The organism is Streptomyces sp. 8N114, from assembly GCF_052245835.1.
Taxonomy (GTDB): Bacteria; Actinomycetota; Actinomycetes; order Streptomycetales; family Streptomycetaceae; genus Streptomyces.
The window spans coordinates 132,889-152,067 of sequence record NZ_JBQQBT010000002.1 but is presented as its reverse complement, the minus strand read 5'-3'; the positions used below and the strand labels follow the sequence as shown (position 1 = coordinate 152,067).

Below are 19,179 nucleotides of genomic sequence, written 5' to 3'. Positions count from 1 at the left end.
GAAATGCGAGGTGTGAGCTGCTCGCGGCGTGCAACCCGGGACACATACGCACCGCTCCCGGATGCGGGTGGGTACGCCAGGGGCGAGAGTGAGAGCGCATGCGCCCGCGCTCGGCGGGGTCGGCGGGGCAGCTGAGGTCTGGCATGTACGAAGGGTCACGAAGGGGCAGGAGGAGCGATGGCACGTCCGGTCTGGAGCGGAGTGATCACCTTCGGGCTGGTCACGGTTCCGGTGCGGATGTACGCCGCGACCGAGGACCACACCACCCACTTCCGCCAGTTGCAGCGCGGCACCAACGACCGGGTGCGCAACAAGCGGGTGAACGAGCGCACCGGCAAGGACGTCGAGTACGACGACATCGTCAAGGGGTACGAGATCGCCGACGGCGAGTACGTCACCGTCGAACGGGAGGAGCTGGCCGAGATCGCCCCCGGCAAGTCGCAGGTCATCGACGTCAGCGGGTTCGTGGAGGCGGCACAGATCGATCCGGTCCACTACGTCCGCGCGTACTACCTCTCCCCCAGCGGCGACCAGTACGGCAAGCCGTACGAGCTGCTGCGCGCCGCACTCGCCGAATCGGGGATGACCGGCATCGCCACGTTCGTGATGCACAGCAAGGAATACCTGGTGGCCCTCCGGGCAGGCGACGAGGCGCTCACGCTGCACACCCTGCACTGGGCGGACGAGGTACGCGACCCCCGCGAGGAGCTGCCCGTGCTGCCGGCCCACGAGCGGTCGGGCAGCAAGGAGCTGAAGACGGCACGGCAGCTGATCGAGAGCATGAGCACGGCGTTCCGGCCTCAGGACTACACCGACACCTACGAGGACCGGGTGCGGGCGCTGGTCGAGGCCAAGGCCAAGGGAGAGGAAATCACCCCGGAGGAGGGCCCGCCCGAGGCCACCAACGTCGTGGACCTCAGCGAAGCGCTCAACCGCAGCATCGAGCGCGCCCGTTCCGGCAAGCGGGAGACCAGGCGGGAGACCAAGGACAAGGGCCGCAGCTCCCGGCGCAAGGGCCCGGCCCTCGCCGAGCTCAGCAAGGAGGAGCTGTACCAGCGCGCCACCGAGCAGGGCGTCAAGGGCCGTTCGAAGATGAGCCGCGAGCAGCTGCTCGATGCACTCGGCGGCTCCCGCAAGGCCGCCTGAGCCGCGGCCGTCGCGTTCTCGATATCAGGGACGGTCACTCCGAGGTGGTCGATTCCCCGTGACACATTCTCCGGGGTCCATGCGCGGGCTGCATATGCGCTCCATTCGTTCTCGATGATGACGCGAGAACGGGCAGTACACATACGGGAGTTCAGCATTCGGCCGCCGCCGCGCAGCACCGCGGCTGCGCCTTCGCAGCCTCTACAGCGGAATATCCGCGCAAATGATCTTTCCGCTGCCGGGGTGCAGCCGAATGGTGACGTCGCGGGCCAGATGGCAGACGATGGGCCAGCCGAACCCGCCGCCATCTCCGTCGGCGAAATCCTGCGGAGTACGGTCCCGGGGAAGCGTCGAACTGGAATCTCCGACTTCGACCGTGACGGCGTCGTGCCCGGCGGTCAGCCGGAAGTCCCGGACCCCCTTGCCGTGCCGGAGCGCGTTGGTCACCAGCTCGGATACGACCAGCAGAACTGTCTCTGCGGCGTCGGACGAGGGCGGCGACGAGACCGTGGCCAGGAAATTCCGAGTGACCCGGCGGGCCTGAAAACTGCTGCGCAAATAGCGTGTCCGCACTGTGTCCGCCGCAACACTCTCCTCGTCGCGGAGGGCCGCTGCCTGTTCCATGCCTGTCTCCCGTCTCCGCAGGGCTGTTGCCGCCGAATGCGACCGGACCCGCGAATGTGGGGGTCTTTCCTCTTCCGGTGAGGACTCGCACCTGGGCGAATACCTCTCCGTCCGCTGAACGGTGCCCCGTGTGAACGCTCGAACGGCTGAGGGGTCAGTTACCCGGGGCTTTCGTCTTCATGCATAGTTCGTCGCGGAAGGTACGGACCGGGAAAGGTCAGACCATTCCGGGGGCAGTTGACGATCATCTCGGCCGACGACCGCCCACAGGGAGGCCGCACGGCCCTCGGGATGCGCCCGCCGCAGCACCTGGAAGGTGTCACCCTGCCGGGCGGCAGGACGTACGATCACTGTGCAAGGGGGGCACTGGCGGACGAGTCGCGGGCAACCGCTCAGGCGCCGGGTTTGGGATACTCGGAGACCGCAAGTCCGATCAGGGCGGGACGCGCAGAACACCGGCTCCGTGCCGGGGGACGGAGGCGGAGTGAGGTCGCGGGAGAACGACCGTCTGGCCATCACGCCGCTGACCGTCAAGGACGAGTGCGCGGTGCTCCGCTTCAGCGGCGAACTGGACCGTGCGTCCGAGGAGTTCTATCTGGACCGGATCGGCGCCGTGGTCGCCACCGGGTACCGCCACTTGGTGCTGGACGTGACCGCCCTGGTCTTCTGCGACTCCCGGGGCCTCAACTGCCTGCTCGCCCTGCGGTGGCTGCTCCAGCGGCGGGAGGGCAGTCTGCTGCTCGCCTGTGTGGGGCGGCGACTCGCCGCGGTCCTCGCCCTCACCGGGAGCACGGAGATGCTGCCCGTCTTCTCCAGCGTCAGCGAGGCACTCCGCTCCCTCCCCGCCGACCAGCGTCCCGACTGGCCTCCTACCGAATCCGCGGAGCTGGACATTCCGCTGCACAGCCCGGAGCCCCTCGAGACCTCCTGGCAAAAAGACGCCAACCCCCACCTCCCCATGAACCCCGAGGGCATGGACTCCTAGCGGCAGAACACGCGCACCCGGCAGGGGGACGCGCCCCGAAGGGGCGCGGGGAACTGCGCGCCCAGCCACGACGGACCCGCAGCCCGCACGCTTCCCAGCAGGAGCACCGCGGTGTCGCGGCGGCACCGGACGAGACCCGGGCGAGGATGGAGGGCCCGACCCGCACGCCCTCCCAGCAGCGCAGCGCCCTCGCAGCGCAGCGCCCTCGCACACTAGGAACGGTCCATGGAGCAGCAGCAACAGCCCAAAGCACTGTCCACCCGGGCGTTCGTGCTGTGGGGCCTCGGCCTCACCCTGCTGGTGGTCGGGCTCAGCCTCGCAGCGGGGTCCGAGGTGCGGCTCGTCGGCCTGCTGATCTTCCTCCCGGCCATCGCGGCGAGCGTGGGCACCGTACGGCAGACGCAGGCCGCGTCCGTATGGGCGACTGCCGGGGCCGTGGTGTCCGTCGCGATCCGGCCCGGCTACCACCTCGACGACGCCATCGCGCTGGTGCTCACGCTGCTCTTCGCCGGGCTCGCCGTCATCGGGGTGCGCTGGCGCATCGCGCGGGACACCGAACTGCTGCGGCTGCGCTCGACCGCCGCCGTCATCCAGCAGCACATCCTGCACCCGCTGCCCGAGCTGACGTCCCAGGTGCGGGTGGACGGGGTCTTCGAACCGTTGCAGGAGGACAAGCTGTTCGGCGGCGACATCTACGACGTCGCCGCCACCCCGTACGGCACCCGGGTGCTGATCGGCGACGTTCAGGGCAAGGGGCTGTCGGCGGTGGGGTCGGCCTTCGCGGTGCTGGGCGGGTTCCGCGAGGCGGCCCACCGGGAGCCGACGCTGACCGGCCTGGTGGACGTGCTGGAGAAGTCCGTGGTCCGCCACAACGCCTACGCCCGGCACTCGGGTGAGCCGGAGCGGTTCGTCACGGCGCTGGTCCTCTCGGTCGACCCGCTCGACCGGGGGACCGGGCAGGCGGTCAACTGCGGCCATCTGCCGCCGTTCCTGGTGCGGGACGGCCGGCCGCCGTGCCAGGTGGGACTCGGGGAGACGGGGGTGCCGCTGGGGCTGGCGTCGCTGGTGGGCGAGGAGCGCTCGGCGGCCGGTTTCGGCTTTCCGCCGGACTCGACCCTGCTGCTGTACACCGACGGTCTCTCCGAGGCCCGGGACCGGGACGGCGCCTTCTACCCGCTCATCGAGCGCCTCGCCTCGCTGGTGGAGGCCGCGGGGTCCGCTCCCGGCGACCCTGCTCCGGAGCTGGCCCGTGCGCTGCGCGACGACGTACGCAGCTTCACTCACCCTCATCAGCAGGACGATCTCGCGATCCTCACTTTGCAGCGGCTCCCCGCCTCTTCCCAGGCCACCGCATCCGCCCAGCTGCCCTGACCGGTGCGCTGCTCGCTGCTCGTAGCGGGACCGGTCCGCGGATGACGGGGACGACCGTTATCGTCGGTGCGGACGGGGACGGTGGAAGCGCCGGGGCGTGCCGCCGAGGGGGATACGGAGGGGGAGCCGCATGACATCCGGCCAGGGGCGGCTGCTCGCGGTCAGCGATCTGCACGTGGGCATGTCGGCCAACAAGCCCGTCACCGAGGCACTGCGCCCGCTCACCGACGACGACTGGCTGATCGTCGCGGGAGACGTGGCGGAGCAGTTCGAAGAGGTGGACTGGGCGCTGCGGCTGCTCAGCCGGCGGTTCGCCCGCGTCATCTGGACGCCGGGCAACCACGAACTGTGGACACCGCGCGGCGACCCGGTGCAGTCGCGGGGCGCCGCGCGGTACGCGCAACTGGTGGAGCTGTGCCGGTCGTTGGGCGTCGTGACGCCGGAGGACGCGTATCCGCGCTGGGCGGGACCCGAGGGCGAGGTGGTGATCGCGCCGGTCTTCCAGCTGTACGACTACACCTTCCGGGCGCCCGGGACACACACCAAGGAGGAGTCGCTGGCCCGCGCCCACGCCTCCGGGATCGTGTGCACGGACGAGTATCTGCTGCACCCGGACCCGTATCCCGCGATCGACGACTGGTGCAGGGAACGGGTCGCCGAGACCGAGAAACGGCTGGACGCCGTGGACCCCGCGACTCCGCTTGTGCTGGCCAGCCACTGGCCGCTGCTGCGGGAGCCGACGGACGTGATGTGGTACCCGGAGTTCGCGCAGTGGTGCGGTACGGAACTGACGGCGGACTGGCACACCCGGTACAACGTGGCCGTCGCCGTGTACGGCCACCTGCACATCCCTCGCACCACCCACCACGACGGGGTCCGGTTCGAGGAGGTCTCCATCGGCTACCCCAGGGAGTGGCGCCGCCGCGGCCATCCGCGCGGACTGCTGCGCCAGATCCTGCCCACACCGGACGACAGTTGAGCCCAGGGGCCCTCGTCGTAGGGCCCCTCAACTCTCCGGACGATGCAGCTTCTTCGCCCGGCGTACGGTGGCGAACAGCAGTGCCGAGGTGAGGCCGACAGCGGTCGCCACCGGCCGCAGCAGTGAGGCCGCCTGCGCCCCCGGATCGAGGACGCCGCTCAGCCCGATCCCGGCGGTCAGTGGGCCGACCGCCGTCAGGAACGGCGCGGCGTACCAGAAGGCGAAGACGAAGACGCTGGCGTCGCCCGCGGGAGTCACCAGGCCGAGGGACAACAGATCCGTCCGCACAGGCCCGCGCGCTGCCGCCAGCACCGCTGCGGCGGCGAACGGTGGGACGCACAGCGGCATCAGCAGCAGCGCCCACCCACCGCCGTGCAGCGCGAACGGCACAGCCGCCAGCAGGGCGAACACCACGCCGATCAGCACGGGGACGATCGTGTGCTGGACCATCAGGGAAGCGAGGCGGAACGGCGACCAGGAGGAGCGCCGTATGTCGTCCGCCTCCAGCCGTGCGGTCTCCGCGAGCCTGCTCACCGCGAACCAGCCGAGGGCCAGCGCGAAGGCGAGTACGACGATGCGGGCCTTTCCCTCCAGCGCCACCGCGAGCCCCACCGTGCCCGCTGCCGCGGCGGTCCACAGGGCGGCGCTCACCACGCGTCCCGGAGCACGCAGCAGGGCGACGGCATCCCGCCATACGACGACGAGCCGGCGCGAGCGCGGCATGGGCAGCCGACGCCGGGTGCCGGTTGCGCCGTCCGCGAGGGCTTCACCGACCGCGAGTTTGGCAGCACGCAGTTCGGCGGACCACAGTACGGAAGCGACGGTGGCCGCGGTGGCGGCACGCGCCCGCAGCCGCCGGGTGGGGATCGTTCCTGCCGTCCGGAAGGCATGCGCGACCGCTGCTGCCGTACCGGAGCACAGCAGCACGAGGGCCCACGGCCAGCCCGCTGCCTGCCCACCTGTCGCGTGCAGCACCGGCAGCGCGGCCCAGCCCCACGGCCCGGACCACAGCTCGGCCGCCTCCACGAGTGCTGAACGCCGGCCCGTCGCCGCCCACGCCGCCTGCCCGGCGAGCAGCGTCAGCAGCAGCACGGCGTACGGCGTGAGGACCCGCACCCGGCGCGCCACTGCGGCACTGCGCTCCACGTGGAGGGCGAGCGCGGCAGCCAGCAGCGGCAGGCAGACACCGGCCGGCAGACACAGCCCCAGCGCGGGCCCCAGCTCCGCCAGTCCGGTCAGCCGCAGCAGCACGGCACCGCCGACCGCGCACAGCGCTCCGCCGACGGCCGACAGCACCACCGTCAGCCGGAAGGCGGGCCGCAACACCTTTGCCCGGCGTACCGGTTGGGCCAGCAGCCAGGCCAGGTCGTGCCGCGGCACCAGCACGGGGCCGCGCCACAGCGCGTCCCGTGCCGCGAGCACCGCGAGACCGCACGCGAGCAGGACCAGGGCGGCCGGCATCGCGCGGCGGACCGCCTCGGCGGTGCCGTCCTGCGCGGTGAGGTGCCCGAGCCGCTGGACGAAGCGGTAGCCCAGCGTGCTGCCGTAGCCGATGGCGAGCAGCAGCACTGCGTAACCGGTGACGGCCAGGTCGCGGTTGCGCTGCTTGCGGTAGGCGCGGCGCTTGACGTGCAGCCAGCGCAGGGTCTCGGGAGTACGGTCGTCGGCGTCCGTCCACTCCGCGCCACCGGGCTCGGACCCGGGCTTGTCGGTCCGCTCCGTACCGTCCCGCTGGGCGGTCCCGCTCACCGGGCGCCGCCGGATCCGGCAGCCCCGTCGCTGCCTGCGGCACCGGTGCCGGACGCCGCGTCCAGCTCGTCCAGCACGGCTGGGCCGCCCTCGGCGATGACCTTGCCGTCCTCCAGGACGACCACATGGTCGGCGACGGCGTGGACGAGCTCGGCCTGGTGGGTGGCGAGGAGCACCGCGACACCGTCGGCCTTCTCGCCGCGCAGCAGCTCCGCGAGGCGGATACGCGCTGACGGGTCGAGCCGCTGCTCGGGCTCGTCCAGGACGAGCAGATCGCGGGGCCGCACCAGGGCAGCGGCCAGTTGCAGGGACTGCGTCTGGCCGGAGGAGAGGGCCGAGGGCAACTGGTCCGCGTGCCCGGACAATCGGCGGTCGGCCAGCACCTGGTCGAGCCACACGTCCGCGTCGGCAACTCCATGGGCCACGGTGATCAGTTCGAGGTGTTCGCGGACGGTGAGGTCCGGATAGAACGCGACGGTGTCTCCCGAGACGGCGACCCGGGCGCGCACCTCGGGGTCGTCCTCGTCGACCGGCCTACCGTCGAACAGGGCCGTACCCGTGGTCGGCCGGTCCCGCCCGCAAGCGATGCGCAACAGCGTCGACTTGCCCGACCCGTTGTGCCCGAACAGTGCAGTACAGGTGCCGGGAAACACCTCGAGGTCGAGGGGGTGGAGGGCGTCCCGCTCACCGTAGCGCCGGCTCACGCCCGCCAGCCGCAGCAGCGGTTCGCCGTAATCCCCCGTCTCGGCCATGGGTGTTCGCGTCATCCCTTCGGGTGGCCCGGCCGCTCGTCGGTCCGGTGGTCGGTCCGGTGCAGCATGTGGACGGTGACGGGCTTGCCCAGGAAGGTGTCCTCCCGCCCCCGGGTGAAGCCCAGCCGTTCCGCGACGCGCACGGACGCTGCGTTGCCGTGCACGATCATTGCGGTGAAGTAGTCCGCGTCCAGCCGCCCGAAGCCCCAGTCCACGACAGCGCGCGCCGCTTCGGAGGCGTATCCGCGGCCCCAGCACTCCCGCCGGAACGTCCAGCCCGCCTCCACCTCGTCGAAAACCTGCCAGTAGTTGAGGCCGCAGCGGCCGATGAGCTCGCCGGTCTCCTTCGACTCGACGGCACACATCCCGTGCCCGCGCTCGGCCCACTGCCGCTCGATCTCCGCAAGGCGCTCCACAGCCTGCTCAGGCGTGAACGTGGGTACGAAGCGGGTGACCTCGGGATCGCTGTGCAACTCGACGAAGAAGTCCAGGTGGTCCGAGATCAGCGGACGCAGCAGCAGCCGCTCCGTCTCGATGACGACGCCGCTCCCGCTGCCGTGGGCGGGGAAAACTCGTTCGGTGGGGCGCATGGCGGCCATGCTCTCAAACGATCGTCGTCAGAAATGATCGGGTCACACATGACCGGGGAAGGGTGCTCGGTAGCGCCGGCTTTGATCAGCGGTCACAGCATGGCCATTGCGTCATACTCCTGTCACAGCCAGCGAAGGGCGCTGACCATGAGGGCGATTGGTTGGATAACCTGCAAGGGCGGCGCACCGCGGTCGAGACGTGGATGCGGGTGACGGGGAGGGACTGTCGATGCCGGATGCTCGGGGGAGCTCTGAGGAGAGCCGGACGCCGGGACTGCGTCCGCGGCGGCTGGTCGACGAGACGAAAGAGGCTGACCAGGAGCGCGGCCGGGGCGGGTTCGCGGCGCTGAAGGAGCGCTGTGCCGCGCTGGCCAGGTCCGCCTGGACGGCCGTGCGGCCCAACCGGCGCCGGGCGACCGGCTATATCGCGCTGGCTTCGGTCAGCGCGCTGGTCGGTACGTCCGTCGTGGTGGGCTCGGGCAAGGCAGGCGCGGTGCCCGATCTGGCCGACGTCGGCGCCTGGCTGACCAGTTCCCGCACCGGCGAAGCCGCGCACGCCAACGGCCTCACCGGGGACGTGGACGGCAAGGTGAAGCTGCCCGGGATGGGCGACCATCCGGTCTCCATCGCGCAGGACGGCAAGACAGTGCTCGTCCTGGACGAGAAGACCGGCAAGCTCGTACGGATCGATCCCTCGCAGCTGACCGTCGAGCAGTCCTCGCGTTATGGGACGGGGCTGCAGTTGGTGTCCGGCGGCCGGTACGCCTATCTCGTCGACCCGGTCAAGGCGCGGGTGCAGCGCATCGATCCGGTGCGTACGACGCCGATCGGCGCCCCGGTCGACCTGGGCTCGGGACCGCTGGGCAAGGCGGTGGCGGACCCGAAGGGCACGCTGTGGGTTCCGGTGCCGGGCAAGGGCACGGTCGTGCCGTTCCCGCACGGCAAGAAGGCGCCGGGCATCAAGGTCGCGGGCAAGAGCAGCAAGCCCGCCACGCTGGTGATGACCCTCGCCGACGGCCGCCCGGTGGTGACCGACACCAAGGGTGGCACGGTGACGCTGCTCAAGCGCACGGGGAGCGGGATGCGCTTCAAGCTGCCGGACAACATCACCAAGGCGCCGACCGGTTCGGTGCTGGTCCCCGCGGCGACCGCCGGGGACGTGGTGCCGGTACTGGCGAAGAACTCGGGCCGGATGGCGCTGGTCAACACCCGTACGGGCTCGCTGACGACCGCGTTCGTGGGTTCCTCGAACCACGAGTACGGCACACCGCAGGTGCTGGGCTCGAAGGTGTACGTGCCCGACGAGAGCAACGGGACGCTGAAGGTCTACGACACCGAGGAGGCCGCGATCACCAAGCCGGTCAAGGTGACCGGCAAGCCCGGCAAGTTGAGCCTGTTCGTCCGCGACGGACTGCTGTGGGTCAACGACGCGGACAACGCGACCGCCGTGGTGATCAACTCGTCCGGGCGCGTCAACCGCGTGCACAAGTACGACACCGATGTGCCCTCCGGCCGTAAGCCCAAGGAGAACGACCGTCCCGGTGACGACGGCAGCCGCGACCCGGCACCGGGCCCGGAAGCGCCCAACCCGCTGCCCGAGGGACCCTCGGGCCCGGGCCGGGACGATACGCCTTCGGGCCCCGACGCTCCGGCGGAGAAGCCGGGCCGCAGCGACAAGCCCGGCAAACCCGTACCGAAGCCGAAGGACCCGAAGCCCTCGGGGCCGGACGAGGACGAGCCCGCGAAGCCGCAGCCGCCCGGCGTCCCGCAGGCGGAGTCCGGCTCCGGCGTCATCCGCGTCTCCTTCGCCCCCTCCTCCGGGGTGAAGCCGACCGGGTACCGGCTCAAGGGCGCGCCGCCCGGTGCCGAGGTGAAGCCGGGCAGAACCGGCCCCGGCGGGCCGTTCACCTTCGAGGTGAACGGCGGCTCCTGCGACCAGCAGTACACCTTCACCGTGGAGGCGGAGTTCTCGGACGGACAGAAGGTCGAATCGGGCCGCTCCGGGCCCGCCCGGCCGTGCGTGGCCCCGGGACAGCCGCAGAACGTCAAGTACACGTTCCCGCAGGGCGGCAAGGGCATCGACCTCACCTGGCAGGCGCCCGCCAACGCGGGGAACGGCACCACGTACACCGTCACCGGCGCGGGTCCCGACCAGGACAACAACCCGCGCAACACCCAGGCCACGCTGCGGAACCTGCGCAACTTCCAGACGTACAACGTGACGATCGCCGCCAAGAACGGGGCCGGCTCGGGAGGCAGCGTCGTCCAGCAGGTGAATCTGTCCAACACGAAGACGATCCGCGTCGCCGACAACGTGAACGACGGCGACGACGTGGGTGTCCGCAGCGAGCCCACCACCCAGGGCGGAACGCGCCGCGGCAGCATTCCCGCCGGACAGACTCCCGAGCTGAAGGTGATCTGCCAGGTCAAGGGCAGCCCGGAGGAGCACGACACGCACAAGTGGAAGAGCGACGTCTGGGACCGCATCGAGTGGGAAGGCGGCACCGCCTACATCAGCGATTTGTGGGTCGGCACCAGCAATCATCGCGAAGGTAAGTTCTCCCCGGAGGTCTGGCAGTGCGACTAGAACATCACCAACCGGCCGCGCCCGCCGCCCCCGCCTCCGCGGAGTCCGTCGCGCTGCTCGCGCAGTGCTTCCACGCGCTCGGCGACAACATCGAGCGGGTCGTCAAGGGCAAGCGGGACACCGTGGAACTGGCACTGGTGTGCCTGTTCTCGGAAGGACACCTGCTCATCGAGGACGTACCGGGGACCGGCAAGACGACGCTGGCCCGCTGTCTGGCCGCCTCCCTGGAAGCCAACTGGCACCGGGTGCAGTTCACGCCCGACCTGCTGCCCTCGGACATCACCGGGGTGACCATCTACCGGCAGAACACCGGCACGTTCGAGTTCCTGCCGGGTCCAGTCTTCGCCAACATCGTGCTCGGCGACGAGATCAACCGCGCTTCGCCCAAGACGCAGTCCGCGATGCTGGAGGTGATGGAGGAGCGGCAGGTCACCGCGGACGGCAGCACCCACCCGGTGCCGCGCCCCTTCATGGTGATCGCCACCCAGAACTCGGTGGACATGGGCGGCACTTATCCACTGCCGGAGGCGCAGCTGGACCGGTTCCTGATGCAGGTCACCCTGGGCTACCCGGACCACGCCTCGGAGGTCGCCGTGCTGTCTGGCGCGGCGTCGCAACCGGCCATCGAGCAGCTGCCGACGATCGCAACGGGCAAGCATGTCGCGGAGTTCATCCAGGTCGCCCGGCAGATCCAGGTGGCGCCGCAGCTGTACGACTACCTGGTGCGGGTGGTCGCGGCCACCCGGGAGCTGCCCGAGGTGCGGCTGGGCGCCAGCCCGCGCGGTTCCGTGGCACTGCTGCGTGCGGTGCGGGTGCGGGCCGCGTCGCAGGGGCGTACGTACGCGCTGCCGGAGGACGTCAAGGCGCTGGCCGGCCCCGTGCTGGCGCACCGGCTGATCCTCACCCCGGAGGCGGAGCTGAGCGGCCGCAGCAGCGCCGATGTCATCGCCGAGGCGCTGGCCACGGTTCCGGTACCGCAGGCGGGGGCACACGGCTGATGCTGTCGCCGACAGGTTGGGGGGCACTGGTCGGCGGCGCGGCACTCACGGGGGTCGGGTACGGGTTCGGCTACGCGGAGGCGGCGATCCTCGGGGTCGGCTGCCTGCTCGCGGTGGGCGTGGCTCTCGTCTGGACGGGGCGCTCGCCGCAGCTGACGGCACGCCGCCGGGTCACTCCGCGCAAGGTGGCGCGCGGGGACCGCGCCGAGGGCTCCGTCACTCTCGGCAACACCGGGCGCCGCACCCGGCGCGGGATGGAGGCCACCGACAGGTGCGGCGAGCTGCCGCTCACCCTCCAGGTGCCGCCGCTCGCAGCCGACGCCGAGCACACCGTGCGCTATGCGCTGCCCACCGAGCGGCGCGGCCGGATCGCGCTGGGCCCGCTGCGGCTGGAGCGTACGGACCCGCTCGGACTGGCCCGCCGGGTACGGGTCTTCGGGCCCGGCGAGGGCGGTACGGACACCCTGCTGGTGCGGCCGCGGGTGTGTCTGCTGCCCGTCCTCCCTTCGGGCACGGCGCACCATGTGGAGGGGCCGACCTCGGACACCGCGGACGAAGGGTCGCTGACCTTCCACGCGCTGCGCGAGTACGTGCTCGGCGACGATCTGCGGCGGGTGCACTGGCGGTCCACGGCCCGCACCGGAACGCTGATGGTCAAGCAGTTGGTGGACGTCTCGCTGCCGCACACCACGGTCGTACTGGACACCCGGGCCACCGCCTACCGCACCGAGGACGACTTCGAACTGGCCGTGGACAGCGCCGCGTCCGTCGCGTTCGCCGCCGCGCGCTCCAACTTCCCCGTCGATGTGCTGAGCGAGACCGGCCCGGTGCTGCGCACGGACGGCGCGGGTGGCAACGACGCGGAAGCACTGCTGGACCGGCTGGCGCTGGTGCGCCGTTCGGACCGCACTTCGGCGGCGGGGGCTTTCGACGATCTGGAGCGGGCGCGCCGCCGCGGCTCCCTCACCGTCATCACCGGCACGGGTGATGTCACCGGGCTGAGCGCACTGGAGCGGGTGCGCCGCCGGTTCGACCGGACGGTGGTGCTGCGGGCCGGGGCGCAGGCGGAGGACGACCCGCACGAGCCGCCCAGTGTCGGCAGCGATGTTCCGCAGCTGCGGGTGACAGGGCTCGATTCCCTGCTGGCAGCCTGGCGTTGGGAGGCGGTGCGATGAGCCCGGCCTCCAGCCCCCGTACCGCCGCGCTGCCCGGCGTGAGCCCCGCAGGCTCCGCCGGTCACGACGGCCCCTCGTGGGCGCCACCACGTCCGACGGCGGCCGAAGTGCCGGGCCCGGCGCCGACGATCCAGGGCACGGACGACGGGACGACCGGCAGCGGGCCGGACGACGGCCGGGTGCGGACTGCCCAGCCGGCGCCGCACCGGCTGTCGCTGCGCCGTCGGCTGTGGTCGCTGCTGCCCGTCGCCGGGCTGCTGGCCGGTGCGGGTCTTGGCTTCCACCGGGTGTTCCCGACGGGGCCGCTGCTGCCCGTGCTGGTCGTCGCCGTGCTGGTGCCGATGGCCCTCGCGGCCGGGCTGTTCCTGGCACAGGGCCGCAAGGGACGCCCGGCGCCGCTGTGGCCCTCGCTGGTGCTGGGTGCCGTGGTGTGGCTGGTGACGGCGCGGGTGACGCTGTTCCAGGACGCGGCGGGCGGGCTCGCCTCGGGCGGTGCCGTCGGTGAGGTCTTCTCGGCGCTGCTGGACTCGCCGCACGCGATCCTCACCACGATCCTGCCCGCGCCGACCGGCCCTGACTTCCTCGTACTGCCGCACGCGGTGGTGTGGCTGGCCTCGCTCACCGCCACCGAGCTGGCGCTGCGGACCCGTTCCCCGCTGCTGCCCGCGCTGCCGCCGGTGCTGGCCTTCGGCTTTCCGCTGGTGCTGGGCGTCTCGGGGCCCAGCTCCAACACGCTGCCTGCGACGGGTCTGGTGGCCGGTACGGCGCTGCTGGTGCTGCTGCGGTCGCGGGCGGCCCGGCGCGGCACCGTACGGGCGCTGAGCACCGGGCTGCCCGTCGTCGCTGTACTGGCGCTGGCCGCGGCGCTGCTCGGGCCGCGGCTGCCGGGGCTGTCCTCGCGCGAGCCGTTCGACCTGCGCGAGGATGTGCGCCCGCCCACGGTCCACCCGCAGTCCACCAGCCCCCTCGACCAGGTGGGTGCCTGGCTGCAGCACCCGCAGACGCGGCTGTTCACGGCGCGGACCGCGGGGAAGGAGCACAACTGGCGGCTCGCCGTGCTGGACCGCTACGACGGAGTGAAGTGGACGTCCGGCGCCGAACTCGCCCGCTCCGGCGGCCGGGTGCCCCCGCAGCTGGGCGCCGACCCGGGCCGCCGCGAGCGCGTGGAGCAGCGGGTGACCGTCCAGAACCTGCCCGGCATCTGGCTGCCCGCCGCGGACCGGCCCTCCTCGGTGGAGATCACCGGCAAGAGCACCAAGGGCAGGGACGGCAAGGGCAAGAGCGGCAAGCGCGAGGGCGACGGGGCCGACCCCGAGGCGAGGCAGCTCGCCGTCGATCCGGCCAGCGGCGTGCTCGCCCTCGGCAAGGGCGGCGCCATCGGTACCCGGGTCAATCGCGGGCTGTCCTACACCGCCGTCTCACAGGCGCCGGTGTTCGACGCGAAGCGGCTGCAGTACGCGGCCGTGCCGGACGGGCCCGCGTACACGACGCTGCCCCGTACCGACGCGACGGGCAAGCCGATCAAGGCGGTCGAGACGTTCTCGAAGCTGGCGGCCACCGCCACGGCCGGCAGCAGCTACCCGTACGAGCAGGCGCACAAGCTCGCCGCCTGGCTGCGCGAGCGCTACCGCTTCGACCCCAAGTCGATTCCCGGGCACGCCTATCGCAATCTGGAGTTCTTCCTCACCACGGGCAAGCACGGCACCTCGGAGCAGTTCGCCGCCTCGTTCGCCGTGATGGCGCGGACGCTGGGGCTGCCGACGCGGGTCGCGGTCGGCTTCCGCGCGGACGGCGCCGACAAGAAGGGCACCAGGCAGCTGACCGGGCGGGACGCGCTGGCCTGGCCGGAGGTGCGGTTCAAGGGCGTCGGCTGGGTGCCGTTCTATCCGACGCCGGGGCAGGCGTCGGAGGACGGTTCGTCCGTCCCGCCGGCCGGCCAGCCCAAGGAGCGCGAGAAGGCCGACCGGGACATCGCCGAAAAGCCCCGGCCGTCCGTACCGCCCAAGCAGCAGAACGACGGCAAGGACCGGGACAGCCAGGCGGCACCGGACGACGGCGGCGGACTGCCCGCGTGGGCGTACGCGCCGCTGGCGGTGCTGGTGTTGCTCCTGGGGTACTGCGGCTATGCGGCCTGGGCCCCGTACCGCATCCGCAGCCGGCGCCGTGGCGCCCGCGATCCGGGGCAGCGGGTGCTGGGCGCCTGGCAGCAGATCGTCGACCGGCTCACCGAGATCGGGCTGCCGCCCACCGCGGCGCACACCGCTACCGAGGTGGCGGCCTTCGGGACCGAGCGGATCGGCGGCAGCAGCAGCGAACAACTGCCCGCGCTGGCCAGGCTGGTGAACGAGGTCGGCTATGGGGGCCGGACGCCCGACGAGGCGACCGCGGACGCCGCCTGGCGGCACTGCGATGCGATCGAGGAGGTCGTCGCGCGGACGGTACCGCGCCGTGAGCGGGTCAAACGGGCGCTGCGGCCCCGCACGTTGCTACGTCACAGCCGATCAGGAGCACGCCAGTGAACGCCACACCGAGCTGGGGAACCGCGAAGACGGTCGGTACGACCGGCCCCGCCGCCGCGGCTCCCTCCGCATCCGCCGACGTGCCTGTCCTGCCCGACGGCTACCGGCCCCGGCGAGTTCTCGCCATGGGCGCGCTCAGCACGGTGGTGCTGTGCCAGGAGGTGTCGAGCAGCCGGGAGGTGGCCGTCAAGGTGCCGGCGCCGAGGGTGGAGGACCCCGCGCGCCGCCTCGCCGCGCACTCCGAGCTGCTGGCCGCCGGCGCTGCCGCCAAGCACCCGTGCGCCGCCACGGTCATCGACGCCGGAGCCACCAGCGCTGAACAGCTGTATGTGGTGGAGGAGTTCTGCCCGGGCGGCTCGGCCCAGGACCGGCTGGCCGCCTCCGGCCCGTTCCCGGTCGAGGACGTGCTGGTGATCGGCGTACGGCTGGCCCTGGCGCTGCACTCCTCGCACCGACGCGGCGTGCTGCACCTGGATGTGCGCCCGGCGAACATCCTCTTCGACGCCCAAGGCGGTCCGCTGCTGGCCGGGCACGCGCTCGGCCGCGTACTCCAGCGTGCCGTACCGTCCCTGGGCGCCGTCTTCGACCCGGCGTACGCGGCACGGGAGATGTTCGGCTGGGAGGCCCCCGGTCCCGCCGCCGACGTGTACGCGCTGGGCGCGACGCTGTACGCGCTGCTGGCCGGTGAGCCCGCACGCGCTGAGGCGGTACGCCAGGGTGGCTCGGCGCCGTACGAGGCGGTGCTGGCAGGCGAGCTGCCCCGGCTGCCGCGCGGCGATGTGCCCGAGCCGCTGTATGCGCTGCTGCACCGGATGACGGCTCCGCACGCGGAGGGGCGGCCGCCCCTGACGGAGGTGCACCGCATCCTGCGGATGCTGCTGCCCGTCTCGTGTGCGTCCCGGGTTCCGGATCTGCAACCGGAGGCCGACCCCGAGATTCCGCTCCCGGGCTGGGACCCCGCCGACGACGCCCTGACCGAGCCGCCGCCGGAGACGGACGACGACCCCGACTCGCCGGAGGCCGTCGCACGCCGCCGCCGCACCCGCAACCGGGTGCTGGCCGCCGTCGGGGCACTGCTGCTGGTCGGTGGGGCCGGGCTGGCGCTGTTCCTGGTGCGGTCCGCGAACCAGGCGAAGCACGAGAACGCCGACAAGCCCCCGAAAAAACCGGCCAAATCGGCGCACCCACTGCCCAGGGGCCAGGTCCCGGACTTCCAAGCCCAGGATGTGAAGGTCACCAGGGTCGGCAAGCAGGTGCAGGTCGTCTGGAGCAAACCGAAGAAACCGCAGCCCGTCTACGGCTACGCCATCACCGCGCAGTCCCGCGACGGCGAGACGGTGAAGGTGAAGAACACCAACGCGGACGAGCCGAGCGTCATCTTCTCCTCCCCGCCCGTCAAGCCCGGCTCCTGCTACGTGGTCACCTCACTGGTACAGACCGCCGACGGCAGCGTGGGGCTGGCTTCGGCGGAGTCGGTGTGTGACAGGGGGGAGCAACCCGGCTGAGCGGCCCCCCGCGAATGTCAGTGCGGCACGTCACAATGGCGGAATACGGCTGCTGCTCCACCGTGCGGAGCGGGGGAAAATGCCGTACTCAGCAGCTTTGCGGCGTACGGCGGTGCGGTTCGCGCCGTCGGCCGACAACGGGGGGAGCAAGCGGGATGGGTGAGTTCACCGGAGTCGATCCACTTCGGCTGCGCGAGTTGGCCGACGCACTGCAAGGCTTGGCGGACGCGCTGGACACGGAAGGCGGCACCATTCATGGCCTGTTCTCGAAGTGGGAGGGGGCGCTCAGCCAGTCGGTCCTGACGCAGCAGACCACCCAGGTCGCCGACGACGCACACAACATGGCGCTGCGGGCCTCCCTTGCCTACAGCCTCTTGCTGCAGCCCCGGTTCACCTCGGCGAACAGCCCGCACACGAACTGGGTCAACATCCAGTGGGACGTCTCGCAGATCGACACCGCGCTGGAGGGACAGCGGGAGGCAGTCGCCCTGCTGGAGGCGTTGAACGACCCCGACAATCCACAGTCCCGCACCACCATCGAGATGCTGTCCCAGTCACTCGAGGACCACGCGGACGACCCGGCGTATCTCCAGGCGTTCGTGAACAACGGGGGCCTGCACGCGTCGGCACAGGTGGCAGAGTTCCTTCACAACCAGGACGGCACCCACGGCAGCACCGTGCTCTCCTCGGACTCGCAGGAGATTCTCGCCAACTTCGGGCTGGCCGTGCAGTCCGCCACCAGCCTTGCCGAGCAGGGAAAGATCAATGTGTCGTCCACGTACTTGGAGCCGCTGACGAACCCCCCAAACGGGAACATGTGGTCGGTGGGCATGCTCTTCCAGTACGGACCGACGGGCGACAAGTGGGACCCGAAGGTGTTGTCCACGGTCGGCGGCGCCATGCTGGACTGGCGCTCGAATCAGCAGATGCGTCCCAACTACTCCGAGCCCACCATCCTGGGCACCGGATACGTCCCCGGCGGTTACGTCGAAGGCGACAACCCCTGGTACGACAGCCTGGGCCTGGATGTCTCGTACATCACGGTGGGTGCCGACGACGCCGCCGACCGCATCCAGGCCATCGCCGCCAACGACCCCTCGGTCATCCTCATGCAGCGCGTCAGCGAGAACCCGGACGCGTCCCGCCTGCTGCTGACCGGCCCTGACGGCGACGATCACGCCAAAGTGCTGGTCGACGACAAGTGGCATACTCCGGGCCCGCAGTCGTTCAACGAGGCCCAGTGGCCGGCCGCCGTCATCACCGCCGCCACCTCGGACCGGGCCGGACACCCGGCGGAGTCGGCCGAGGCCGCGGCCAACGTCATCAACGCGGGAGCGGCCGAGTACGGCGACGAGAAGGACAAGAGCGACTACGAGAAGTCGCAGTATCCGGTCCCTGGTCAGATCACCCACGCCCTGGCGCAGGTGTTCGCGACGTACGTGCCTGATTTCGCCCAGTCCCACGGCATGCCCTCGGACCAGGCGGCAGCGCCGGCGACCGGTGCGGACAATGCGGGCATGCTGATCGTGGGCCACGAGACGGCGCTGAATTTCATCAGCGTGATCGCGCAGAACAGCGGCGACGCCGGACACCTGGTCAACTCCGTCAACGCACAGATCTCCCTGACGGCCGCGCACGGAATGGACTCTCCCGAGGCGACGACCTACTTGAACAACCTGGCCGAGTTGCAAGGCGTGGTGACCGCCGGCGCCGACCAGGTGGGTCTCGACGCGGCGAAGCTGAAAGACGAGGCGAACAAGACGGCGGTGCTGTGGGTGGACTCGGTCGGTGGCGCCATCACCGCCGTTCCGGGGCCGGACCCACTCGGGTGGGTCCAGACAGCGATCACGGCCGGCCTGCCCGCCGTGAAGGAAAGCTTCTCCACGGACAACGCCCAGAAGTACCAGGACGAGTCCGGATCGAAGTTCTACGACGACCAGTCGTCCATGCGGCTGCCACTGCTGCAGGGCCTGGTCATCAGCGGAGAGATCGAGCCCCCCGAGAACCACCCGGAATGGTCGAACGGACAGATCACGCTCGACGATGCAGCCGATCTGACGGACTTCAACAGTTGGTGGCAGCAGGTCGCGGCGGAGCAGGGCGGCACGTTGGACGGATTCGACGACGGTATGCGGGACGCCTTCGAACGCGGAAACAGCGCCAACTGACAAGAAACCCGCGCCAACTGACAAAGGGGGA

Annotated in this window: 14 protein-coding genes; 10 read left to right on the top strand and 4 right to left on the bottom strand. The window is 71.3% G+C overall.

The window, feature by feature from the left end:
* Nucleotides 1–177: 177 nt before the first annotated feature.
* A complete protein-coding gene (ku, locus tag ACTWQF_RS06235; RefSeq protein WP_443277839.1) occupies nt 178–1,146 on the top strand; it encodes a non-homologous end joining protein Ku in 969 nt (322 codons plus the stop codon).
* 201 nt (nt 1,147–1,347) lie between these two features.
* On the opposite strand, the gene ACTWQF_RS06230 is transcribed toward ku, so the two are convergent.
* Nucleotides 1,348–1,770 (bottom strand): ATP-binding protein, encoded by a 423-nt coding sequence (locus tag ACTWQF_RS06230; RefSeq protein ID WP_443277837.1) that lies wholly within the window; start codon nt 1,768–1,770, stop codon nt 1,348–1,350.
* A 484-nt stretch (nt 1,771–2,254) separates the two neighbouring features.
* Between ACTWQF_RS06230 and ACTWQF_RS06225 the strand changes: the two genes are divergently transcribed.
* The 3 genes from ACTWQF_RS06225 (at nt 2,255) to ACTWQF_RS06215 (ending at nt 5,105) form a co-directional block, all read left to right on the top strand.
* A complete protein-coding gene (locus ACTWQF_RS06225) occupies nt 2,255–2,755 on the top strand; it encodes an STAS domain-containing protein (RefSeq protein ID WP_443277835.1) in 501 nt (166 codons plus the stop codon).
* 225 nt (nt 2,756–2,980) lie between these two features.
* Complete coding sequence (locus tag ACTWQF_RS06220; RefSeq protein ID WP_443277833.1) at nt 2,981–4,126, top strand: PP2C family protein-serine/threonine phosphatase; 1,146 nt, start codon at nt 2,981–2,983, stop codon at nt 4,124–4,126.
* 130 nt (nt 4,127–4,256) lie between these two features.
* A complete protein-coding gene (locus tag ACTWQF_RS06215; protein ID WP_443277831.1) occupies nt 4,257–5,105 on the top strand; it encodes a metallophosphoesterase family protein in 849 nt (282 codons plus the stop codon).
* A 27-nt stretch (nt 5,106–5,132) separates the two neighbouring features.
* Here the strand turns inward: ACTWQF_RS06215 and ACTWQF_RS06210 are convergent, their stop codons facing one another.
* The 3 genes from ACTWQF_RS06210 to ACTWQF_RS06200 are packed head-to-tail and all read right to left on the bottom strand — an operon-like array spanning nt 5,133 to nt 8,196.
* On the bottom strand, nt 5,133–6,854 hold the full coding sequence (locus ACTWQF_RS06210) for a hypothetical protein (protein ID WP_443277829.1): 1,722 nt from the start codon (nt 6,852–6,854) through the stop codon (nt 5,133–5,135).
* On the bottom strand, nt 6,851–7,606 hold the full coding sequence (locus ACTWQF_RS06205; protein WP_443277827.1) for an ABC transporter ATP-binding protein: 756 nt from the start codon (nt 7,604–7,606) through the stop codon (nt 6,851–6,853). Before ACTWQF_RS06205 ends, ACTWQF_RS06210 begins: the two co-directional genes overlap by 4 nt.
* A gap of 11 nt (nt 7,607–7,617) precedes the next feature.
* Nucleotides 7,618–8,196 carry a GNAT family N-acetyltransferase gene (locus ACTWQF_RS06200; RefSeq protein WP_443277826.1) on the bottom strand — a complete coding sequence of 193 codons (579 nt, stop codon included), beginning with the start codon at nt 8,194–8,196 and terminating at the stop codon, nt 7,618–7,620.
* A 229-nt stretch (nt 8,197–8,425) separates the two neighbouring features.
* On the opposite strand from ACTWQF_RS06200, the gene ACTWQF_RS06195 reads away from it, so the two are divergent.
* The 6 genes from ACTWQF_RS06195 to ACTWQF_RS06170 all read left to right on the top strand — a co-directional run bounded on the left by ACTWQF_RS06195 (nt 8,426) and on the right by ACTWQF_RS06170 (nt 19,148).
* On the top strand, nt 8,426–10,783 hold the full coding sequence (locus ACTWQF_RS06195) for a fibronectin type III domain-containing protein (RefSeq protein ID WP_443277824.1): 2,358 nt from the start codon (nt 8,426–8,428) through the stop codon (nt 10,781–10,783).
* A complete protein-coding gene (locus tag ACTWQF_RS06190) occupies nt 10,774–11,781 on the top strand; it encodes an AAA family ATPase (RefSeq protein WP_443277822.1) in 1,008 nt (335 codons plus the stop codon). Before ACTWQF_RS06195 ends, ACTWQF_RS06190 begins: the two co-directional genes overlap by 10 nt.
* Entirely contained in the window at nt 11,781–12,956 is a 1,176-nt protein-coding gene (locus ACTWQF_RS06185) for a DUF58 domain-containing protein (RefSeq protein WP_443277820.1), read from the top strand. The genes ACTWQF_RS06190 and ACTWQF_RS06185 overlap by 1 nt, the downstream gene beginning before the upstream one ends.
* Nucleotides 12,953–15,475: a DUF3488 and transglutaminase-like domain-containing protein gene (locus tag ACTWQF_RS06180; protein ID WP_443277818.1), complete on the top strand. Its 2,523-nt coding sequence runs from the start codon at nt 12,953–12,955 to the stop codon at nt 15,473–15,475. The genes ACTWQF_RS06185 and ACTWQF_RS06180 overlap by 4 nt, the downstream gene beginning before the upstream one ends.
* Nucleotides 15,472–16,980: a protein kinase domain-containing protein gene (locus tag ACTWQF_RS06175; protein ID WP_443277816.1), complete on the top strand. Its 1,509-nt coding sequence runs from the start codon at nt 15,472–15,474 to the stop codon at nt 16,978–16,980. Before ACTWQF_RS06180 ends, ACTWQF_RS06175 begins: the two co-directional genes overlap by 4 nt.
* A 155-nt stretch (nt 16,981–17,135) precedes the next feature.
* On the top strand, nt 17,136–19,148 hold the full coding sequence (locus ACTWQF_RS06170) for a hypothetical protein (protein WP_443277814.1): 2,013 nt from the start codon (nt 17,136–17,138) through the stop codon (nt 19,146–19,148).
* Nucleotides 19,149–19,179: the final 31 nt, after the last annotated feature.